We start from the raw sequence: 18,229 nt of genomic DNA on the forward strand, positions 1-18,229 counted from the left end.
CGGCCGCGATCGTACGGGGCGGCACCGTGATCGCCGTGGTGACCCGCCGCCGCCGCGGCTCGCACCGCTGACGCGCCCCGGGCCGCCGGGTCGGCGGCCCGGGGCTCCGGGTCGGCGGCCCGGGGCTCCGGCGCGGGTGGCCGTGACGCGATATCCCGTGGCGGAACAGCGCGTGCGCCTGGCTACCCTGGTGGGGTGAGCGATCAGAGCACTCTCCCCGCGACCGACGACCTTCCCGAGCAGATGCGCGTCCGGCGCGAGAAGCTGGACCGGCTGCGGGCCGCCGGCGTCGACCCGTACCCGGTCGGTTTCCCCCGTACCTCGACCATCGCCGAGCTGCGGGACAAGCACCCGGGCCTGGCGCCGGACACCGCGACCGGCGAGCGGGCGGGCATCACCGGCCGGGTCGTCCTGGCCCGCACCGGCGGCAAGCTCTGCTTCGCCACCCTGCGCGACGGCTCCGGCGACCTCCAGGTGATGCTGTCCCTGGACAAGCTGGGCGAGGAGCGGCTGGCGGCCTGGAAGACCGACATCGACCTCGGCGACCAGGTCGGCGTCGAGGGCGAGGTGATCACCTCCCGCCGCGGCGAGCTGAGCGTGATGGTGGACCGCTGGGAGCTCACCGCCAAGTGCCTGCGCCCGCTGCCGGACAAGCACAAGGGCCTGACCGACCCGGAGGCCCGGGTCCGCCAGCGCTACGTGGACCTGATCGTCAACCCCGAGGCGCGCGAGATGCTGCACCTGCGCACCCGGGTGATCCGCTCGATCCGCCGCACCTACGAGGACCGCGGCTACCTCGAAGTCGAGACCCCGATGCTGCAGCCGATCCACGGCGGCGCCAACGCCCGCCCGTTCCGGACGCACATCAACGCGTACGACATCGAGCTGTACCTGCGGATCGCGACCGAGCTGTACCTCAAGCGCCTGGTGGTCGGCGGCGCCGAGAAGGTCTTCGAGATCAACCGGAACTTCCGCAACGAGGGCGCGGACGCCACCCACAACCCGGAGTTCACCGCGCTGGAGTCGTACGAGGCGTACGGCGACTACGACACCCAGGCCGAGCTGATCCGGGCGATCATCGTGAACGCCGCGCAGGACGCGCTGGGCACCACCGTGGTCCGGGGCCTCGGCCCGGACGGCGCCGAGCACGAGATCGACCTCGCCGAGCCCTGGCAGGAGGTCTCGGTCTACCCGGGCATCTCCGCCCACCTGGGCACCGAGGTCACCCCGGCCACCTCCGTGGACGAGCTGCGCAAGCTCGCCGACGAGGCCGGCATCCCGTACGAGAAGGAGTGGGGCCACGGCCAGATCGTCCTGGAGATGGTCGAGCGCCTGCTGGAGCACCACGCGATCAAGCCGACCTTCATCAAGGACTACCCCACCGAGGTGTCCCCGCTGACCCGCCAGCACCGCTCGATCGAGGGCGTCGCGGAGAAGTGGGACCTGGTGATCTTCGGCACCGAGATCGGCACCGCCTACTCGGAGCTGATCGACCCGGTCGAGCAGCGCGCCCGGCTGACCGCGCAGTCGCTGCTGGCGGCCGGCGGCGACGTCGAGGCGATGCAGCTGGACGAAGACTTCCTGCGCGCCCTGGAGTACGCGATGCCGCCCACCGGCGGCCTCGGCCTCGGCGTGGACCGCCTGATCATGCTGCTCACCGGCAAGAACATCCGCGAGACGGTGCTGTTCCCGCTGGTGAAGCCGGAGAAGGCGGGCAGGGCCGAGAAGGCCACCGAAGCCGACGAGGACACCGAGGAGTAGAACTCATGGAGTACGTCAGCGCGATCGTGCCGCCGCTGGTCATGGCGATCGGTTTCGCCTTCCTGGTGCGGGCCATCATCCGCAGCCAGGGCGGCGCGCAGAAGGCCAAGGAGGACGCCGCCGCCGAGGCGATGGCGACGCGTTCCCCGGCCGAATAGTCCGACCGCAGACCGGCGCGCCGTTCCCCCTTTCGGGGAGCGGCGCGCCGGTTCCGTTTGCCATTTGCCGCCCTTTGTCCGATTCGGTCCTATCCTGGGCCGCACTATGGTGCGGCAACTCGGAGAACTCGAGAACGACATCATGACCCGGGTGTGGCAGTGGAACCGCCCGGTCACCGTTCGAGAGGTTCTGCAGGATCTGCGTTCGGAACGTGAAATCGCGTACACGACCGTGATGACGGTGCTCGACAAGCTCTATCGAAAGGGCTGGGTGCGCCGGGAGCGCGCCGGGCGCGCATACCGATATGAGCCGGTCTCCTCGCGCGAGGCTTACACCGCCGCGCTGATGAACGACGCCTGGGCGACGAGTGACAATCCGGCCGCGGCGCTGGTGCACTTCTTCGGGATGATGTCTCCGGAACAGCGCGAGTGGCTGCGCGACGCGCTGCGAGTGGCGGCCGTCGATACCGAGGAGACCCGCGCGCCCGAGGCACGATAAGTTCCCAGGCATGGAGGTCACCATCCGCCGTGCGCGGACCACCGACGTGCGCGCCGTTCGCCGGCTCATCGACGCGTACTCCCGCGACGGCATTCTGCTCGACAAGCCGACCGTCACCCTGTTCGAATCCGTCCAGGAGTTCTGGGTCGCCGAACGCGACGAGGACGGCCGCGTGGTGGCCTGTGGCGCCCTGCACGTGATGTGGGAGGACCTGGCCGAGGTGCGTACCTTGGCGGTCGATCCGGTCTGCAAGGGCCTGGGCATCGGCCACCTGCTGCTGGACAAGCTGCTGGAGACGGCCCGCTGGCTCGGCGTCCGTCGGATTTTCTGCCTGACGTTCGAGGTGGCGTTCTTCTCGAAACACGGCTTCGTCGAGATCGGCGAAAACGACGATCGTACGGCAGACCCGGCAGTCGTGGCCACAGAAGTCTATGAAGAACTTCTGCGCTCGTACGACGAAGGCGTCGCCGAGTTCCTCGACCTGGAGCGGGTGAAGCCGAACACACTGGGCAACTCGCGCATGCTGCTGCACCTCTGATCCTGCTCCGCGGGCACGACCGGCGGCACAGGGGTTTGTGTTTTCCGGGAAAAGGCGCTTTCCTTTCACTAGGCAATGGACCGTTATCGCGGAAAGGGAAGCCCGTGGCACAGAGGGTTCAGGTCATTCTGGAAGACGATCTCGACGGCGGCTCCGCGGACGAGACGGTGACGTTCGCTCTGGACGGCGTGGCCTATGAGATCGACCTGAAGAGCGACAACGCGGAGAAGCTTCGCGGCCTGCTGGCCCCGTACGTCGAGAAGGGCCGGAAGCAGAGCGGTCGACTGACCGCTCCGCGTCGCGGCGGCGCCCGCAGCGCCGGCCGCTCCGCCGCCTCCGCCGGACAGGCCGACACCGCCAAGATTCGCGTCTGGGCGAAGGAGAACAACTTCCCGGTCAACGACCGCGGCCGGGTTCCGAGCAATGTCCGCGAGGCGTACGAGAAGGCCCACGCCTCCGTCTGAGCCCTCGCGGCTGCCCGCGGTTCGGGCACCCGGTGTTCTCCCGGGTGCCCCGGGGCGGCCTCGACCGGCACTCGCCGTTCGGGGCCTCGGCCGTCCTGACGGCCCGTCATCCCGGGCGTTCGACCGGCCGACTTCTCGCCAGGCGAACAAGCACCCCCCGGAAACCACGCGAAACCCGCCGCCCGACCGGGTATGAATGCAGGTGGACGGGGTCGCAGGAGCCCGGCCGGAGCACTGCGCGGGGCCGGTCCACCGGTTCCACCGGACCGTGTTCGCCGTTGGCGTAGCGGTATCCGGTGCATCGGGCCCGCCGCTGGGAACACCGTCTCCCAGCATCAGGTTGGGAAAGGTGTCGGCTGGTCGCGCAGCATGTTTCTCCCGCTCCGGTGGGAGTTCCGTAGCCGCGCCGCTGAGCGGGACTAGCATGCGGAAGGACAGGGCGGGGACGGCCCCCGAACTGACCGACCGCTCTGAGGAGCGATTAACGATGTTCGAGAGGTTCACCGACCGCGCGCGGCGGGTTGTCGTCCTGGCACAGGAAGAAGCCCGGATGCTCAACCACAACTACATCGGCACCGAGCACATCCTCCTGGGCCTGATCCACGAGGGCGAGGGTGTCGCCGCCAAGGCGCTGGAGAGCCTCGGCATCTCGCTCGAGGCGGTCCGCCAGCAGGTCGAGGAGATCATCGGCCAGGGCCAGCAGGCCCCGTCCGGTCACATCCCCTTCACCCCCCGGGCGAAGAAGGTCCTGGAGCTGTCGCTCCGCGAGGCCCTTCAGCTCGGCCACAACTACATCGGCACCGAGCACATCCTGCTCGGCCTGATCCGCGAGGGCGAGGGCGTCGCCGCCCAGGTCCTGGTGAAGCTGGGCGCCGATCTCAACCGGGTGCGCCAGCAGGTGATCCAGCTGCTGTCCGGCTACTCCACCAGCAGCGGCAAGGAGTCGGCCACGGCCGGCGGCCCGGCCGAGGGCACCCCGTCCACCTCCCTGGTGCTCGACCAGTTCGGTCGGAACCTGACGCAGGCCGCCCGCGAGGCCAAGCTCGACCCGGTGATCGGGCGCGAGAAGGAGATCGAGCGGGTCATGCAGGTGCTGTCCCGCCGCACCAAGAACAACCCGGTGCTGATCGGCGAGCCCGGCGTCGGCAAGACTGCCGTCGTCGAGGGCCTGGCCCAGGCGATCGTCAAGGGCGAGGTCCCGGAGACGCTCAAGGACAAGCAGCTCTACACGCTCGACCTCGGCGCCCTGGTGGCCGGCTCGCGCTACCGCGGTGACTTCGAGGAGCGCCTGAAGAAGGTGCTCAAGGAGATCCGCACCCGCGGCGACATCATCCTGTTCATCGACGAGCTGCACACCCTGGTCGGTGCGGGCGCCGCCGAGGGCGCGATCGACGCCGCCTCCATCCTCAAGCCGATGCTGGCCCGCGGTGAGCTCCAGACCATCGGCGCCACCACGCTGGACGAGTACCGCAAGCACCTGGAGAAGGACGCCGCGCTGGAGCGCCGCTTCCAGCCGATCCAGGTCGCCGAGCCCTCGCTCCCGCACACCATCGAGATCCTCAAGGGCCTGCGCGACCGGTACGAGGCGCACCACCGCGTGTCGATCACCGACGCCGCCCTGGTCGCCGCCGCCACCCTGGCCGATCGGTACATCTCGGACCGCTTCCTGCCGGACAAGGCGATCGACCTGATCGACGAGGCCGGTTCCCGGATGCGCATCCGCCGGATGACCGCGCCGCCGGACCTGCGCGAGTTCGACGAGAAGATCGCCGAGGTGCGCCGGGAGAAGGAGTCCGCGATCGACGCGCAGGACTTCGAGAAGGCCGCGTCCCTGCGTGACAACGAGAAGCAGCTGCTCCAGGCGAAGGCCAAGCGGGAGAAGGAGTGGAAGGCCGGCGACATGGACGTCGTGGCCGAGGTGGACGAGGAGCTCATCGCCGAGGTCCTGGCCACCGCCACCGGCATCCCGGTCTTCAAGCTGACCGAGGAGGAGTCCTCGCGTCTGCTGCGCATGGAGGACGAGCTGCACAAGCGGGTCATCGGCCAGGAGGACGCCATCAAGGCGCTCTCCCAGGCGATCCGCCGCACCCGGGCCGGTCTGAAGGACCCGAAGCGCCCCGGTGGCTCGTTCATCTTCGCCGGCCCCTCGGGTGTCGGTAAGACCGAGCTGTCCAAGACCCTGGCGGAGTTCCTGTTCGGGGACGAGGACGCGCTGATCGCGCTCGACATGTCCGAGTTCTCGGAGAAGCACACCGTTTCGCGGCTGTTCGGCTCCCCGCCCGGATACGTGGGTTACGAAGAGGGCGGCCAGCTCACCGAGAAGGTGCGCCGCAAGCCGTTCTCGGTGGTGCTGTTCGACGAGGTCGAGAAGGCCCACCCGGACATCTTCAACTCGCTGCTGCAGATCCTGGAGGACGGTCGCCTGACCGACTCCCAGGGCCGGGTCGTGGACTTCAAGAACACGGTCATCATCATGACGACCAACCTCGGCACCCGGGACATCTCCAAGGGCTTCAACCTGGGCTTCGCGGCCACGGGTGACGTCCAGACCGGCTACGAGCGGATGAAGGCGAAGGTCGGCGAGGAGCTCAAGCAGCACTTCCGTCCCGAGTTCCTGAACCGCGTCGACGACATCGTGGTGTTCCACCAGCTGTCCGAGGCGAACATCATCGAGATCGTCGACCTGATGATCGCGAAGGTGGACCAGCGTCTGAAGGACCGCGACATGGGCATGGAGCTCAGCGTCGAGGCCAAGAAGCTGCTGGCGAAGCGCGGTTACGACCCGATCCTGGGCGCCCGTCCGCTGCGCCGCACGATCCAGCGGGAGATCGAGGACCACCTGTCCGAGAAGATCCTGTTCGGTGAGCTGCGGGCCGGCCACATCGTGGTCGTCGGTGTGGAGGGCGAGGGCAAGGACGCCAAGTTCACCTTCCGCGGTGAGGAGAAGTCCCCGGTGGCGGACACTCCGGCGGCGGTCACGGCGACCGGACCGGATCTGACGAAGTAAATACGTCACAAAGCGGGTTTCGAGCCGCCGCCCCCGACCTGATCAGGTCGGGGGCGGCGGCTTTTCGCTGCCCGGTTTTTTCAGTTGAAAAACTGTTTAGGTTTCCGTGCGCTGTGAATGCGGGGGTTCGGGGGCCCGAACGGGTGGGCTTCGGCGCGGTACGAGTGCGACCGACCCGGAGATCACAGGCACCGTAGGTAGATTGACGGATCGTCAGATGATTTGAGTCGGCGGAGCATAGCGGCGTGACCATGCCAGGGTCAAGGTCTTTCTTTTTTACTCGACCTTGGGTCAAATGTCGTCCACCTGTCTTGCATTGGTTCACCGGCCCGGCCATCCGCCACGCCGGTAAGGGGAGGACGTCCCACGTTGAAGATGACCAAGAAGGTCGCCGCGGCCTCCGCCGCCATCGCGGTGTCGGCCGCGCTCGGCGTCGGCATGCTGCCGGGCACGGCTACCGCCGCCCCGGCGACGCCGGTGGCCAAGGACCCGGCCGACGCCATTCAGAACGACACCGTGCCCCGCGAGCTGCAGAGCCCGCTCACCGACAAGGTGCAGGCCGAGCAGAAGGCCGCGATAGAGCAGCTGGTCAACGGCACGGCGAAGGTCGAGAAGCACGGCAACGGCAGCTCCATCAAGCTGGGCCGCGACAAGTACGTCGAGCTGTCGCGTGAGCGCACCGACCGGATCTTCACGATCCTGGTGGACTTCGGCGACCAGGTGGACAGCACCACCAAGACCCCCGACGGCAAGGTGAAGTACGGCGGCACCCCCGGCCCGGCGCACAACCAGATCGCCTCCCCGGACCGCGCCAAGGACAACTCCACGGCCTGGCAGGCGGACTACAACCAGGCGCACTACCAGGACATCTACTTCGCGGCGAACAAGCCGTCGCTGAAGACCTACTACGAGAAGCAGTCCTCGGGCCGCTACTCGGTCGACGGCCTGGTCACCGACTGGGTGCGGGTCCCGTGGAACGAGGCCCGCTACGGCTCGGACTACTGCGGCCAGCACGTCTGCGCCAACGCGCAGGACCTGATCCGCGACGGCATCAACGCCTGGGTCGACTCGCAGAAGGCCCAGGGCCGCACCGACGCCCAGATCAAGGCCGACCTGGCGCAGTACGACCAGTGGGACCGTTACGACTTCAACGGCAACGGCAACTTCAACGAGCCGGACGGCTACCTGGACCACTTCCAGATCGTCCACGCCGGTGAGGACCAGTCGGCCGGCGGCGGCGTCCAGGGCACCGACGCCCTGTGGGCGCACCGCTCGTACGTGTACGCCAACCAGGCCGGCAAGACCGGTCCGGAGAACAACAAGCTCGGTGGCACCGCGATCGGCGGCACCGGCCTGTGGGTCGGCGACTACACCATGCAGCCGGAGAACGGCGGCCTGGGCGTGTTCGCCCACGAGTACGGCCACGACCTGGGCCTGCCGGACCTGTACGACACCAGCGGCACCGGCATCGACAACTCGGCCGGCTTCTGGACCCTGATGTCCTCGGGTTCCTGGCTGGGCGAGGGCCGCAACGAGATCGGCGACATGCCGAACGACCTGGACATCTGGTCGAAGCTGAAGCTGGGCTGGCTGGACTACGACACCGCCAAGGCCGGCAAGGACTCGGTCAACCTGCTCGGCCCGGCCGAGTACAACAGCAAGCGCAAGCAGGGTCTGATCGTCGACCTGCCGAAGAAGACCGTCACCACCGAGATCAACACCCCGTTCGCGGGTGGCAACGAGTGGTGGAGCGGCAGCGCCGACAACCTGAACGTCACCCTGACCCGTGACGTCGACCTGACCGGCAAGACCTCGGCCTCGCTCACCGCGAAGGCCTGGTACGACCTGGAGCAGGACTACGACTTCGCGTACGCCGAGGTCTCCACCGACGGCGGCCAGAACTGGTCGTCGCTGGCCGGTACCTTCAACGGCACCGCGCTGCCGGAGAACTCCATCTCCGGCAACTCGAACGGCTGGGGCGACCTGTCGTTCTCGCTGGACGCGTACGTCGGCAAGGCGATCAAGCTCCGCTTCCACAACACCACCGACCCGGGCGTGCACGGCAAGGGCCTGGCCCTGGACGAGATCGCGGTCACCGCGAACGGCACCGCCGTGTTCACCGACGGCGCCGAGAACGGCGACAACGGCTGGACCGCGTCCGGCTTCTCCCGGATCACCGGCAAGTTCGCCAAGGACTACGACCAGCACTACCTGGTCGAGAACCGCCAGTACGTGTCCTTCGACAGCACGCTGAAGACCGGCCCGTACAACTTCGGTTCGGCCGCCCGTCCGGACTGGGTGGAGCACTACGCCAACCAGAACGGCATCCTGATCTGGCTGTGGGACACCTCGCAGTCCGACAACAACGTGGCCAACCACCCCGGCCAGGGCCTGGTCCTCCCGATCGACGCCCACCCGGCCCCGCTGAAGTGGAACGACGGCACCCTGATGCGCCCGCGCTTCCAGGGCTACGACTCGACCTTCCGCTTCGAGCGCACCACCGGCCTGCAGCTGCACAAGGCCGACGCGCTGACCAAGATCCCCAGCGAGCGTGGCGTGACGGTCTTCAACGACCGCAAGAACACCTACTGGGACAGCGCGAACCCGTACAGCAGCGTCCAGGTGCCGAAGACCGGTACCCAGATCGAGGTGCTGTGGCAGTCGCACAACCAGCTGGAGGCCCTGATCTCCGTCAAGCGCAACAAGTGACGCTCGGCTGAGCACGGCTGAACAGCGGGGCCCCGGCGGTTTTCGAACCGCCGGGGCCCTGTGCCGTTCCCGGTCACAGCAGCGCGAGGAAGCCCGTCATCGCCTCGGTGACCTCGGCGGCGGTCCACTCCAGGGCGGCGGCGGAGACCGTCACCTCGGTCATCGCCGTGCCGGGCTGCGGGCCGGGCTCCAGCCAGCCGCCGAACAGCGACACGCCCTGCTCCTCGGCCTGCCGGTGGCCGGCCTCGATCAGGCGCTCGGCGGGGTGCGGCAGCCAGAGCTGGAACTGGTGGGTGTGCGGCGGCTCCGGGTTGATCCGGGCGCCGGGGGCCTCGGCGAGCGCGGCGGCGATCACCTTGGCGTGCGCCACGTACGCGGGCAGCCGGGGCAGCTCGTGGTCCAGGCCGGCCAGCGCGGACAGCACGGCGGGCCACTGCTGCCAGAGCTTGCCGCCGTAGCGGTGCCGCCAGACCTTGATCCGGCGGACGAACTCCTCCTCGCCGGCGACCAGGGCGCCGCTGTGCCCGCCGAGCGACTTGTAGCAGGAAACGTAGACCGACCCGGCGCGGGCGCAGATCTCCGGCAGGCCCCGGCCGAGGTGCGGGGCGGACTCCCACAGCCGGGCGCCGTCCAGGTGGACCGGCAGGCCGCGGTCGGCGGCGAAGTCGTACAGCGCGGTCAGCTCCTCCCAGCTGGGCAGCACGAACCCGGCGTCGCGCAGCGGGAGTTCCAGCATCAGCACGTCGAACGGCTCGTCCAAGGCGGCCAGCTGCGCGGCGGTGGGCTGCCGGGGCCCGGTGGTCTGGGGGACGCTGCGCAGGCCGCTGAGCACCTGGTGGGCGCGGCGTTCGTGGACTTCGGGGTGGGCGAGCGGGTGCATCGCGACCACCGGGCCGTGGGTGTCGGCCCAGGCCTTGAGGGCGGCCTGCTGGGCCATGGTGCCGGTCGGGAAGTAGGCGGCGTCGGGCTTGCCGAGCAGTTCCGCGGTGCGGACCTCCAGGGTGCGGACGATGCCGTTGCCGTACAGGTCGGTGGGTTCGTCGAGCGGGTAGGGGCCGTCGGCGAGCGCGGCGAGGTCGGCGAGCGACTCGCGGACGGTCTGCGGGCGGCTGCCGGACAGCAGGCGGTCGGCCCGGCGGCGGGCGGTGAAGCGGCGGTCCTGCACCGGAATGTCGTTCATCAGCTGATCATCTCCGACGGCTGGGTGGGATCGGATGGCGCAGCTGGTTCGGAGGCCGGTTCTACCCGGGGCGGTTCGGGTTCAAACCGGGCGCTTCCCGGGTGCTTCCCGGTGGCGATGGTCACAGGCCCGCGGAGAGGTACGACGGGCGGTAGGAGGTTTCCGGGCCGACCGGCCGGTTCGTCCGACCACGCGGGCCGCTATTTCGTGAGCTTCGCCCACTAGGCGCCGTCGTAGGTCACACTCTTGGGCCTGCCCCGGGGGGTCGTTTACAACCGGAGTCGTTCCACCAGTTCGGCGAGCCCCACGGCTCGGTCCCCGCTCTGGCCCCGTCCGTGAGGTACCGACTCCCGATGCGCAACTTCCCCGTCACCGGCCGCCGGATTCTCCAGGCGATCAGCATGCGCCACGTCCAGTCCGTCACCGGCTCCGACGCCTCCGCCATCGTCCCGGCCCGCCGGGGCCCGGCCACGGCGGTCGCCACCGGCGCCGCCGTGCTCGCCTTCGGCGCGATGCTGATCCCCGGCGGGCACGCCGCCGCGCAGACCGTTCCGGCACTGGGCGAGTCGCCGTTCAGCACGGCCGAGGTGCAGCCGGGCGAGCTCCAGCTGACCGAGCCGGCCGTCCAGGAGGACACCACCGGCCCGCTGGCCGTGATCGCCGCCAACCTGGAGCGGCTCGCGGACCCGGCGGCCGAGGAGCACCCGGCCGAGCAGCACGCCGACGAGCACCAGGAGCAGCCGCAGCCGGCCGAGCAGCCGGCCCCGGCCCCCGAGCCCGAGCCCGCTCCGGCCCCGGCCCCCGAGCCCGCTCCGGCCCCGGCCCCCGAGCCTGCCCCGGCTCCGGCCCCCGAGCCCGCGCCCGCTCCCGCTCCCGCTCCCGAGCCCGCTCCGGTGAAGCCGGACTGGTCCTCCCCCGCCCCGGGCGCGACGATCAGCAACCCGTACCACAAGACCAACGCCTCGTACGCGGCCGGCTACCACACCGGTACCGACTTCGCGGTCTCGGTGGGCACCCCGCTGGTGGCGGTCGGCAACTCGACCGTGGTGTCGGCGGGCTGGGCCGGCGCGTACGGCAACCAGGTCGTGCTGAAGCTGGAGGACGGCCGCTTCGCCCAGTACGCGCACCTGTCGCAGCTGGGTGTGAAGGCCGGCCAGCACGTGCAGGCGGGCGACCGGATCGGCAAGTCCGGCAACACCGGCAACTCGACCGGCCCGCACCTGCACTTCGAGATCCGCACCGCCAACCAGTACGCGAAGGTGATCGACCCGATCGGTTACCTGAAGGGCCACGGCGCGAACAACTTCTGATCCGCCGCTCCCCCTCCTGTCGACCGGAGCCCGTCGACCGTCGAGCCGTCCGTGCCTCAGCGCGCGGGCGGCTCGATGTGTGCGGCGACCTCCAGGGCGACCTCCAGGGCCGCCTCCATCGCCTCGTCCGGGGTGGTGCCCGAGCTGGTGTGCGATTCCTGGCCCGGATCGCACACTTCGGCCTTGAGCAGGAACATCGCCGAGTGCATGGAGGTCAGTGCGACGGTGGCGCGCAGCTTGTCGCGGAAGGTCGGCTCGGGCCCGTGCAGCAGGTTGATCATCTTGATCATCCGGTCCTTGAAGGCCAGCCCGGCGGCGGACTCCCGCAGTGCGGGCTGGTTCTCGTGGAAGAAGCGCAGCAGCGGCGCCCGCTCACCCATGCCGGCGGCGAAGCGGCGCAGCAGTTCGTCGCGCAGTTCCGGCGACCAGTCCTTGCCCTCGCCGAACGCGATGGCGTCGTCCAGCGGGGCGGCCATCTTCTCGACGATGCCCCGGACGATGTCGTCCTTGGTCTTGAAGTGGTAGTAGAGGGCGGCCTTGGTGACGCCGAGGCGGTCGGCGATCTCGCGCAGCGAGGTCTTCTCGTAGCCGTGCTCGGCGAACAGCTCCAGCGCCACGTCGATGATCCGCGCTCGGGTGTCGCTGCGGGGGCTCTGGGGAGTGGTCATCGCTGGCGGCCTGCCTCGTGAAGCGGTGCGGACGGGTGTCAAGGCCCGGTTCTGTTGGCATTCTCCCTGCCCAGAGGGGCTGCTCCGAAACTGGCTTGACGACCGGCTAGGTCACAACTTACCGTGCCGAACGGCAATTAACTAGCCGGTCGTCAAGTAAGTACCGCCGCGGGACAGCATCGCGGCACCTGCGCCCCCGGGAGAGACGCATGACAACCCAGCAGTCCGAGGCGGTTCCGGAGGACGGGCCGTCCGTCGATCTCGGCAAGCCCGCCGACGAGTTCGAGCAGCGGCCGCACCGCGAGGTGCGCCTGGTGATGATCGGCCTGGTGATCACCATGCTGCTCGCCATGCTCGACAACCTGATCGTCGGCACCGCGATGCCCACCATCGTCGGCGAGCTGAACGGCGCCGAGCACATGTCCTGGGTGGTCACGGCCTACACCCTGGCCACCGCCGCCTCGACCCCGATCTGGGGCAAGGTCGGCGACCTGTACGGCCGCAAGGGCTCGTTCCTGGTCTCGATCGCGATCTTCCTGCTCGGTTCGGCGCTGTCCGGCATGTCGCAGACCATGACCCAGCTGATCGCCTTCCGCGCCGTCCAGGGCCTGGGCGCCGGCGGTCTGATGGTCGGCGTGATGTCGATCATGGGTGCGCTGGTGCTGCCCCGCGACCGCGGCAAGTACCAGGGCATGTTCGCCGCCGTCATGGCGCTGGCCACCATCGGCGGCCCGCTGATCGGCGGCTTCATCACCGACCACCTGAACTGGCGCTGGACGTTCTACGTCAACCTGCCGCTGGGCGCGATCGCGCTGGCCTTCATCGTCGTGGTGCTGAAGCTGCCCAAGATCCGCTCCAACGCCAAGATCGACTACCTGGGCGCGATCCTGCTGACCATCGGCATCGTCTCGATGGTCCTGATCACCACCTGGGGCGGCCACGAGTACGCCTGGGGCTCGAAGCAGATCCTCGGCCTGGGCGCGCTGGCCGTCGCCTCGATCATCGGCTTCTGCTACGTCGAGCAGCGGGTCGCCGAGCCGATCCTGCCGCTCAAGCTGTTCCGCAACCGCAACTTCACGATGGTCTCGATCATCGGCTTCATCGTCGGTTTCGCGATGTTCGGCGCGGTCACCTTCCTGCCCACCTACCAGCAGATCGTCCAGGGCGCTTCGGCGACCAACTCCGGCCTGCTGCTGATGCCGATGATGTTCGGCATGCTGGTGATCTCGCTGGTGGTCGGCCAGGCCATCACCAAGACCGGCAAGTACCGGATCTACCCGATCATCGGCACCGTGGTGATGGGCGGCGGCTCGCTGCTGCTGTCGACCCTGTCGGTGGACACCTCCAGCTTCGCCTCGTCCTGCTACATGGTGGTGCTCGGCGCCGGCATGGGCTTCCTGATGCAGGTCACCATGCTGGTCGCGCAGAACAGCGTCGAGATGAAGGACATGGGCGTCGCCTCGTCCTCCGCGACCCTGTTCCGCACCATCGGCGGCTCCTTCGGCGTGGCGCTGTTCGGCACCCTGTACATCAACCAGGTCGACAAGAGCGTCGAGAAGCTCCCGCCGGAGGTCCTGCAGCACATGCAGCAGGGCGGCGGCGGCGAGGGCATGTCGGCGATGAACCCGGCCACCCTGAGCAAGCTGCCGGCCGACGTGCTGAACGCCTACCAACACGGCATCGCCAACGGCATGCACACCGTCTTCCTGTGGGGCGCGGTGATCAGCCTGATCGCCGTGGCCGCCTCGCTGTTCGTGCGCGAGGTCAAGCTGCGCGGTGGCGCGGACGCCGCCGAGGCGAAGGCCGAGGCCGCGCTCGAAGGCGCGATGTGACGCCCGTCCAGGCATGACGACGGCCCGGGACCGACTGGTCCCGGACCGTTCCGCGTCCGCTACTGCGGCAGCCGGTAGGTGCCCGGGCCGACCGGCTCGACCAGGCCGTCGGCGACGAGGCCGTCCAGCGCCCGGGCGCGCTGGATCGCGTCCGGCCACACCACGTCCAACTGGCCCTGGGAGACCAGGCCGTGGGCGTCCCGCAGCACCGCCAGCAGCTTGCCGCGCACCTGCCGGTCGGTGCCCTCGTAGGTCTGGCCGCGCCGGGCCGGGCCCTGGTACGGCGGGCAGCCGGCCCGCTGCCAGGCGCACTCGGCGAACAGCGGGCAGGCGCCGCACTCGGGGCCGCGCGCGGTGCACACCAGGGCGCCCAGCTCCATCACGGCGACCGCCCAGGTCGCGGCCCGCTCGTCGCCGGCCGGCAGCAGCTCGTGCGCGGTGCGGCGCTCGGCGGCGGTGGTGGCGTTCGCCGGGTACTCGACGCCGGTGACGGCGCGGGCGAACACCCGGCGCACGTTGGTGTCCAGCACCGCGTGGCGCTGCCGGAACGCGAACGAGGCGACCGCGGCGGCCGTGTACTCGCCGACGCCGGGCAGCGCCAGCAGCGCCGCGTGGTCGTCCGGCACCACACCGTCGTGCTGCTCGGTGATCGCGGTGGCCGCCGCGTGCAGCCGCAGCGCACGGCGCGGGTAGCCGAGCCGGCCCCACATCCGCACCGCCTCGCCGGGCGCGGCGGCGGCCAGCGCGGCGGGGGTGGGCCAGCGCTCCAGCCAGGCCGCGTACGCGGGCAGCACCCGCTTCACGGGCGTCTGCTGGAGCATGAACTCGCTGACCATCACCGCCCAGGGCGAGGCGTCCGGGGTCCGCCAGGGCAGGTCGCGGGCGTTGGCCTCGTACCAGCCGATGACGGTCGAGTGCAGCGCCTGGAGGGCGGCGGGGGCGGGAGTCGAAGCAGTGGCAACCATGGCCCCCCGATCCTGCCACGAGGAGCGGCGAGGGCTTAAAGCCCCAGGTCGTCGAGCTCCTTCAGCAGGTCCGCCCGCGGGCTCGCGGATGCGGCGGCGCCGCCCTTGCCGACGGCGGGCGGGCCGTCCTGGACGGCCGGGCCCTGCGGCGCGGCCGGAGTCCTCTTCGGGCCCCGGGTGCGGAATATCCAGGCGCCGGCCAGACCGCCGACCAGGCCGCCCAGGTGCCCCAGCCAGGACACCCCGGGGGTGCCCGGGATCGCCGTGGTCAGCAGGTACGCGAAGGACGCGCCCATCACCACGCCGATCAGCGAGTCGATCAGGTTGCGGTCGATCAGGCCGCGCAGCACCACGTAGCCGAAGTAGCCGAAGATCACGCCGCTGGCGCCGACGGTCACCACGTCCGACCGTTCGAACAGCCAGACCGACATGCCGCTGGTCACCACCAGCAGCGCCGTCAGGCCGAGGAACTTGCGCACGCCCCGGTAGGCGGCGAGGAAGCCGAACACGAACAGCGGGCCCGAATTGCCTTCCAGGTGCTGCCAGTTCAGGTGCAGGAAGGGTGCGGCCAGCAGGCTCGGCAGGCTGTCGACCTGGCGCGAGACGATGCCGTGCTGCAGGGCTATCTGTCCGTCCATCGCCCAGTTCGCCACCTGCACGGCCCAGATCATGCAGAGGAAGCCGAACACGGTGAAGAACGCCCGGCGCGCCTCGGCGATCAGCTGCGCGGGATCGAGGGTCGCGGGGCCGGGAGCGGAGTCGAGCGGGGAGGCCATGAGGGCGACTATAGGGCGGCGCACCGTCGTGTCGAGTCCCCCGGGAGGAGCAAATGGCGGATCATGTGAAAGAAGTGCCCCTGCTGAGGTGTTGATGCGTCAACAGGCGCACATGGTCTCGTAGAGTTTGCCCGTGCCTTCTCTGCGCCAGCCCGTCGGACCGCTGCCCGCCTCGATCTACTGGCGGCGCCGCGTCGTGGTTCTCGCCGTCCTCGCCGTCGCCCTGCTCCTGGTCGGCTGGCTCGCGTTCGGCACCGGCGGGGACGGCAAGCAGCAGAAGGCCGCCGAGACGAACAGTCCGCAGCCCGCGCCCGCGCAGTCGATCACGCCCGGCGCCTCCCCCAGCGGCTCCGCCATCACCACCCGGCCCGGCGGCCCGGCCCCGGGCAGCGGGGCGGCGGGCGAGCTGATCGTGACCGGCGGCGGCAGCGGCGGCTCCGGTTCGAACGGCGGCGGCGGGACGGGCAGCGGCGGCGGTTCCGGTTCGAACGGCGGTGGCGGGCGCGCCGCGTCGCCCGGCCCCTCGCCGGCCGTCAACACGCCCGAGGTGATGGCCCTGCCGGTGTGCGCGACGTCGCAGCTCTCGCTGGAGCTGGCCTCGGCGCAGAACTCGTACCCGGCCAAGGACAAGCCGCGCCTGGCGCTGACCGTCCGCAACTCCTCGGGCTCCGCCTGCCGGGTCAACCTCGCGCACGAGCACTCGGCGCTCACCATCACCTCCAGCAGCAACGAGCGGATCTGGTCGTCCGCCGACTGCATTCCGAACAGGGTCGACGCCTGGGCGCAGATCGCCGGCAACAGCGGCGTCACGGAGACCTTCAGCTGGGACCGCAGCCGCTCGAAGCCGCAGTGCGCGACGCCCGACCCGAATCCGGCGCAGCCCGGCAACTACCTCGTCCAGGCCGACCTGACGGGGCCGGCGGGTGGGCCGCTCTCGGCGCGGACGTCGATCAGGCTCGAAGGCTGACGTCGCTGCGCGGGCCGGGGCAGCACAGCCCGTCCGCAAGGTCGCGATCACGTGCAAGTCACTGACCTGCGGCGCGATCTTGCGGACGAGGTGCGTTCCCCCTCGCGCAGTTCCCCGCGCCCCTGTATTCGCGCCCACCTGCCCTGGTTCAGCTCGGCCAGCTCGTGCCGCGGAGGGAGCGGCCGAGGGTGAGGGGCAGGAGGCCGGCGGCGAGGAGGCCGGCGAGGGCGAGCAGGACGGTGCGGGCGGGGAGGTGGTCGAGGAGCAGGCCGGCCGTCATGGTGCCGACGGGCAGGCCGCCCATCAGGAGCGTCATGGTGGCGGCCACGGCGCGGCCGCGCATCGCGTCGGGGACCTGCTGGAAGACCAGGACGTCGACCATGACCCGCAGCGCGGGGATGCCGAGGGACATCACCAGCAGAGTGGCGAAGACCGCGAGCGGGCCCTCGGCGAGGACCAGGACGCCGAACAGCAGGGGGGCGCTCCAGGCGACGGCGAGCAGCAGGGCGCCGGGGGCGAGGGCGCGGTGGAGGCGGCTGACCAGGGGGGCGCCGAGCAGGCCGCCGACGGCTTCGCCGGCGAGGGCGAGGCCGGTGCCGGCCTCGGAGGTGCCGTGGTCGCGGAGCAGGACCATGACGGCCAGCAGCATCGCGGAGCCGGCCACGTTGAGCGCGACGGCGACCAGCACGGTGGCGCGCAGGGTGGGGTCGGCGAAGAGGTGGCGGAGTCCGGCGAAGACCGCGCCCTTCTCCTTCTCGGCCGGGGGGTCGGTCTTCTCGGTGTCGAAGCGGACGGCGATCGACGCGCCGAGTGCGGCGGCGGAGGCGGCCACGGTGGCGAGGAAGGGGACGGCGCGGCCGAGGCCGAGCAGGAGGCCGGCCAGTGGCGGGCCGGCCAGCGCGGCGCCGTTGACCCGCAGTTCGTCCTGGGAGAGGGCCTGGCGGAGTTGCTCGGGCGGGACGACGGCGCGCAGCGCGAGCATCCGGGAGGGGCCGCCGTAGGCCATGGTGGCGCCGATGACGGCGGCGGCGAGCAGGGTGTGCGGCACCGTGAGCCGGTGGGTGAGCAGGGCGACGGCGACGCTGAGTGCGACGATCAGGCGGGCGGTGTCGGCGGCGATCAGGACGCGTCGCCGGTCGTGGCGGTCGGCGACGGCGCCGCCGTGCAGGCCGAACAGGACGGAGGAGCCGAACTGGACGGCGCCGAACGCCCCGGCGAGGGTCGGCGAGTCGGTCATGGCGAGCAGCAGCAGCGGGTAGGCGGTGTCGGCGACGCAGGTGCCGAGCATGGCGGCGGCCGAGCCGGCCCACAGCGTCTGGAACCGGCGGTTGCGGCGCAGCGGTATCGCCGCGGGCACCGTCGTCGCCGGGTTGTCGGTCACCGTCATCACTCCAC

At 70.4% G+C, this 18,229-nt stretch carries 14 protein-coding genes and 1 pseudogene; 10 read left to right on the forward strand and 5 right to left on the reverse strand.

Annotated features, from left to right (window positions below):
* Positions 1 to 204 precede the first annotated feature (204 nt).
* The 7 genes and pseudogenes from lysX to ACWEMJ_RS14415 form a co-directional block, all read left to right on the forward strand.
* Positions 205 to 1,761: pseudogene (lysX, locus tag ACWEMJ_RS14385) on the forward strand (bifunctional lysylphosphatidylglycerol synthetase/lysine--tRNA ligase LysX); the annotation flags it as partial.
* Positions 1,762 to 1,766: 5 nt separating this feature from the next.
* On the forward strand, positions 1,767 to 1,919 hold the full coding sequence (locus ACWEMJ_RS14390; protein WP_180290497.1) for a hypothetical protein: 153 nt from the start codon (positions 1,767 to 1,769) through the stop codon (positions 1,917 to 1,919).
* Between the two features lie 106 nt (positions 1,920 to 2,025).
* Entirely contained in the window at positions 2,026 to 2,418 is a 393-nt protein-coding gene (locus tag ACWEMJ_RS14395; RefSeq protein WP_452137337.1) for a BlaI/MecI/CopY family transcriptional regulator, read from the forward strand.
* Between the two features lie 10 nt (positions 2,419 to 2,428).
* Positions 2,429 to 2,956: an amino-acid N-acetyltransferase gene (locus ACWEMJ_RS14400; protein ID WP_452137338.1), complete on the forward strand. Its 528-nt coding sequence runs from the start codon at positions 2,429 to 2,431 to the stop codon at positions 2,954 to 2,956.
* A 104-nt stretch (positions 2,957 to 3,060) separates the two neighbouring features.
* A complete protein-coding gene (locus ACWEMJ_RS14405) occupies positions 3,061 to 3,420 on the forward strand; it encodes a histone-like nucleoid-structuring protein Lsr2 (RefSeq protein WP_452137339.1) in 360 nt (119 codons plus the stop codon).
* Positions 3,421 to 3,907: 487 nt separating this feature from the next.
* Positions 3,908 to 6,427, forward strand: coding sequence for an ATP-dependent Clp protease ATP-binding subunit (locus ACWEMJ_RS14410; RefSeq protein WP_452137340.1), 2,520 nt, complete (start codon positions 3,908 to 3,910; stop codon positions 6,425 to 6,427).
* 375 nt (positions 6,428 to 6,802) lie between these two features.
* Positions 6,803 to 9,136: an immune inhibitor A domain-containing protein gene (locus tag ACWEMJ_RS14415; protein ID WP_452137391.1), complete on the forward strand. Its 2,334-nt coding sequence runs from the start codon at positions 6,803 to 6,805 to the stop codon at positions 9,134 to 9,136.
* A gap of 73 nt (positions 9,137 to 9,209) precedes the next feature.
* On the opposite strand, the gene ACWEMJ_RS14420 is transcribed toward ACWEMJ_RS14415, so the two are convergent.
* Positions 9,210 to 10,316: a threonine aldolase family protein gene (locus ACWEMJ_RS14420; protein WP_452137341.1), complete on the reverse strand. Its 1,107-nt coding sequence runs from the start codon at positions 10,314 to 10,316 to the stop codon at positions 9,210 to 9,212.
* Between the two features lie 353 nt (positions 10,317 to 10,669).
* On the opposite strand from ACWEMJ_RS14420, the gene ACWEMJ_RS14425 reads away from it, so the two are divergent.
* Entirely contained in the window at positions 10,670 to 11,626 is a 957-nt protein-coding gene (locus ACWEMJ_RS14425) for a M23 family metallopeptidase (RefSeq protein WP_452137342.1), read from the forward strand.
* A 56-nt stretch (positions 11,627 to 11,682) separates the two neighbouring features.
* On the opposite strand, the gene ACWEMJ_RS14430 is transcribed toward ACWEMJ_RS14425, so the two are convergent.
* Positions 11,683 to 12,294, reverse strand: coding sequence for a TetR/AcrR family transcriptional regulator (locus tag ACWEMJ_RS14430; RefSeq protein WP_452137343.1), 612 nt, complete (start codon positions 12,292 to 12,294; stop codon positions 11,683 to 11,685).
* 209 nt (positions 12,295 to 12,503) lie between these two features.
* Here ACWEMJ_RS14430 and ACWEMJ_RS14435 point away from each other — a divergent pair, with 209 nt between their 5' ends.
* Positions 12,504 to 14,126: an MDR family MFS transporter gene (locus ACWEMJ_RS14435; RefSeq protein ID WP_452137344.1), complete on the forward strand. Its 1,623-nt coding sequence runs from the start codon at positions 12,504 to 12,506 to the stop codon at positions 14,124 to 14,126.
* 59 nt (positions 14,127 to 14,185) lie between these two features.
* Here the strand turns inward: ACWEMJ_RS14435 and ACWEMJ_RS14440 are convergent, their stop codons facing one another.
* Positions 14,186 to 15,091: an A/G-specific adenine glycosylase gene (locus ACWEMJ_RS14440; RefSeq protein ID WP_452137345.1), complete on the reverse strand. Its 906-nt coding sequence runs from the start codon at positions 15,089 to 15,091 to the stop codon at positions 14,186 to 14,188.
* A 35-nt stretch (positions 15,092 to 15,126) separates the two neighbouring features.
* Positions 15,127 to 15,867 (reverse strand): rhomboid family intramembrane serine protease, encoded by a 741-nt coding sequence (locus ACWEMJ_RS14445; protein WP_452137346.1) that lies wholly within the window; start codon positions 15,865 to 15,867, stop codon positions 15,127 to 15,129.
* A gap of 133 nt (positions 15,868 to 16,000) precedes the next feature.
* On the opposite strand from ACWEMJ_RS14445, the gene ACWEMJ_RS14450 reads away from it, so the two are divergent.
* Positions 16,001 to 16,834 carry a hypothetical protein gene (locus ACWEMJ_RS14450; protein WP_452137347.1) on the forward strand — a complete coding sequence of 278 codons (834 nt, stop codon included), beginning with the start codon at positions 16,001 to 16,003 and terminating at the stop codon, positions 16,832 to 16,834.
* Positions 16,835 to 16,982: 148 nt separating this feature from the next.
* On the opposite strand, the gene ACWEMJ_RS14455 is transcribed toward ACWEMJ_RS14450, so the two are convergent.
* Positions 16,983 to 18,221, reverse strand: a complete 1,239-nt coding sequence (locus tag ACWEMJ_RS14455; RefSeq protein WP_452137348.1) for an MFS transporter — start codon at positions 18,219 to 18,221, stop codon at positions 16,983 to 16,985.
* Positions 18,222 to 18,229: the final 8 nt, after the last annotated feature.

Source organism: Kitasatospora sp. NPDC004531 (genome assembly GCF_053602195.1).

What these genes read in the sequence shown, in the direction of transcription:
- ACWEMJ_RS14390 (WP_180290497.1), top strand. Translation starts at nt 1,767, where the DNA reads ATGGAGTACGTCAGCGCGATCGTGCCGCCGCTGGTCATGGCGATCGGT.
- ACWEMJ_RS14395 (WP_452137337.1), top strand. Translation starts at nt 2,026, where the DNA reads ATGGTGCGGCAACTCGGAGAACTCGAGAACGACATCATGACCCGGGTG.
- ACWEMJ_RS14400 (WP_452137338.1), top strand. Translation starts at nt 2,429, where the DNA reads ATGGAGGTCACCATCCGCCGTGCGCGGACCACCGACGTGCGCGCCGTT.
- ACWEMJ_RS14410 (WP_452137340.1), top strand. Translation starts at nt 3,908, where the DNA reads ATGTTCGAGAGGTTCACCGACCGCGCGCGGCGGGTTGTCGTCCTGGCA.
- ACWEMJ_RS14415 (WP_452137391.1), top strand. Translation starts at nt 6,803, where the DNA reads ATGACCAAGAAGGTCGCCGCGGCCTCCGCCGCCATCGCGGTGTCGGCC.
- ACWEMJ_RS14420 (WP_452137341.1), bottom strand. Translation starts at nt 10,316, where the DNA reads ATGAACGACATTCCGGTGCAGGACCGCCGCTTCACCGCCCGCCGCCGG.
- ACWEMJ_RS14425 (WP_452137342.1), top strand. Translation starts at nt 10,670, where the DNA reads ATGCGCAACTTCCCCGTCACCGGCCGCCGGATTCTCCAGGCGATCAGC.
- ACWEMJ_RS14430 (WP_452137343.1), bottom strand. Translation starts at nt 12,294, where the DNA reads ATGACCACTCCCCAGAGCCCCCGCAGCGACACCCGAGCGCGGATCATC.
- ACWEMJ_RS14435 (WP_452137344.1), top strand. Translation starts at nt 12,504, where the DNA reads ATGACAACCCAGCAGTCCGAGGCGGTTCCGGAGGACGGGCCGTCCGTC.
- ACWEMJ_RS14440 (WP_452137345.1), bottom strand. Translation starts at nt 15,091, where the DNA reads ATGGTTGCCACTGCTTCGACTCCCGCCCCCGCCGCCCTCCAGGCGCTG.
- ACWEMJ_RS14445 (WP_452137346.1), bottom strand. Translation starts at nt 15,867, where the DNA reads ATGGCCTCCCCGCTCGACTCCGCTCCCGGCCCCGCGACCCTCGATCCC.
- ACWEMJ_RS14455 (WP_452137348.1), bottom strand. Translation starts at nt 18,221, where the DNA reads ATGACGGTGACCGACAACCCGGCGACGACGGTGCCCGCGGCGATACCG.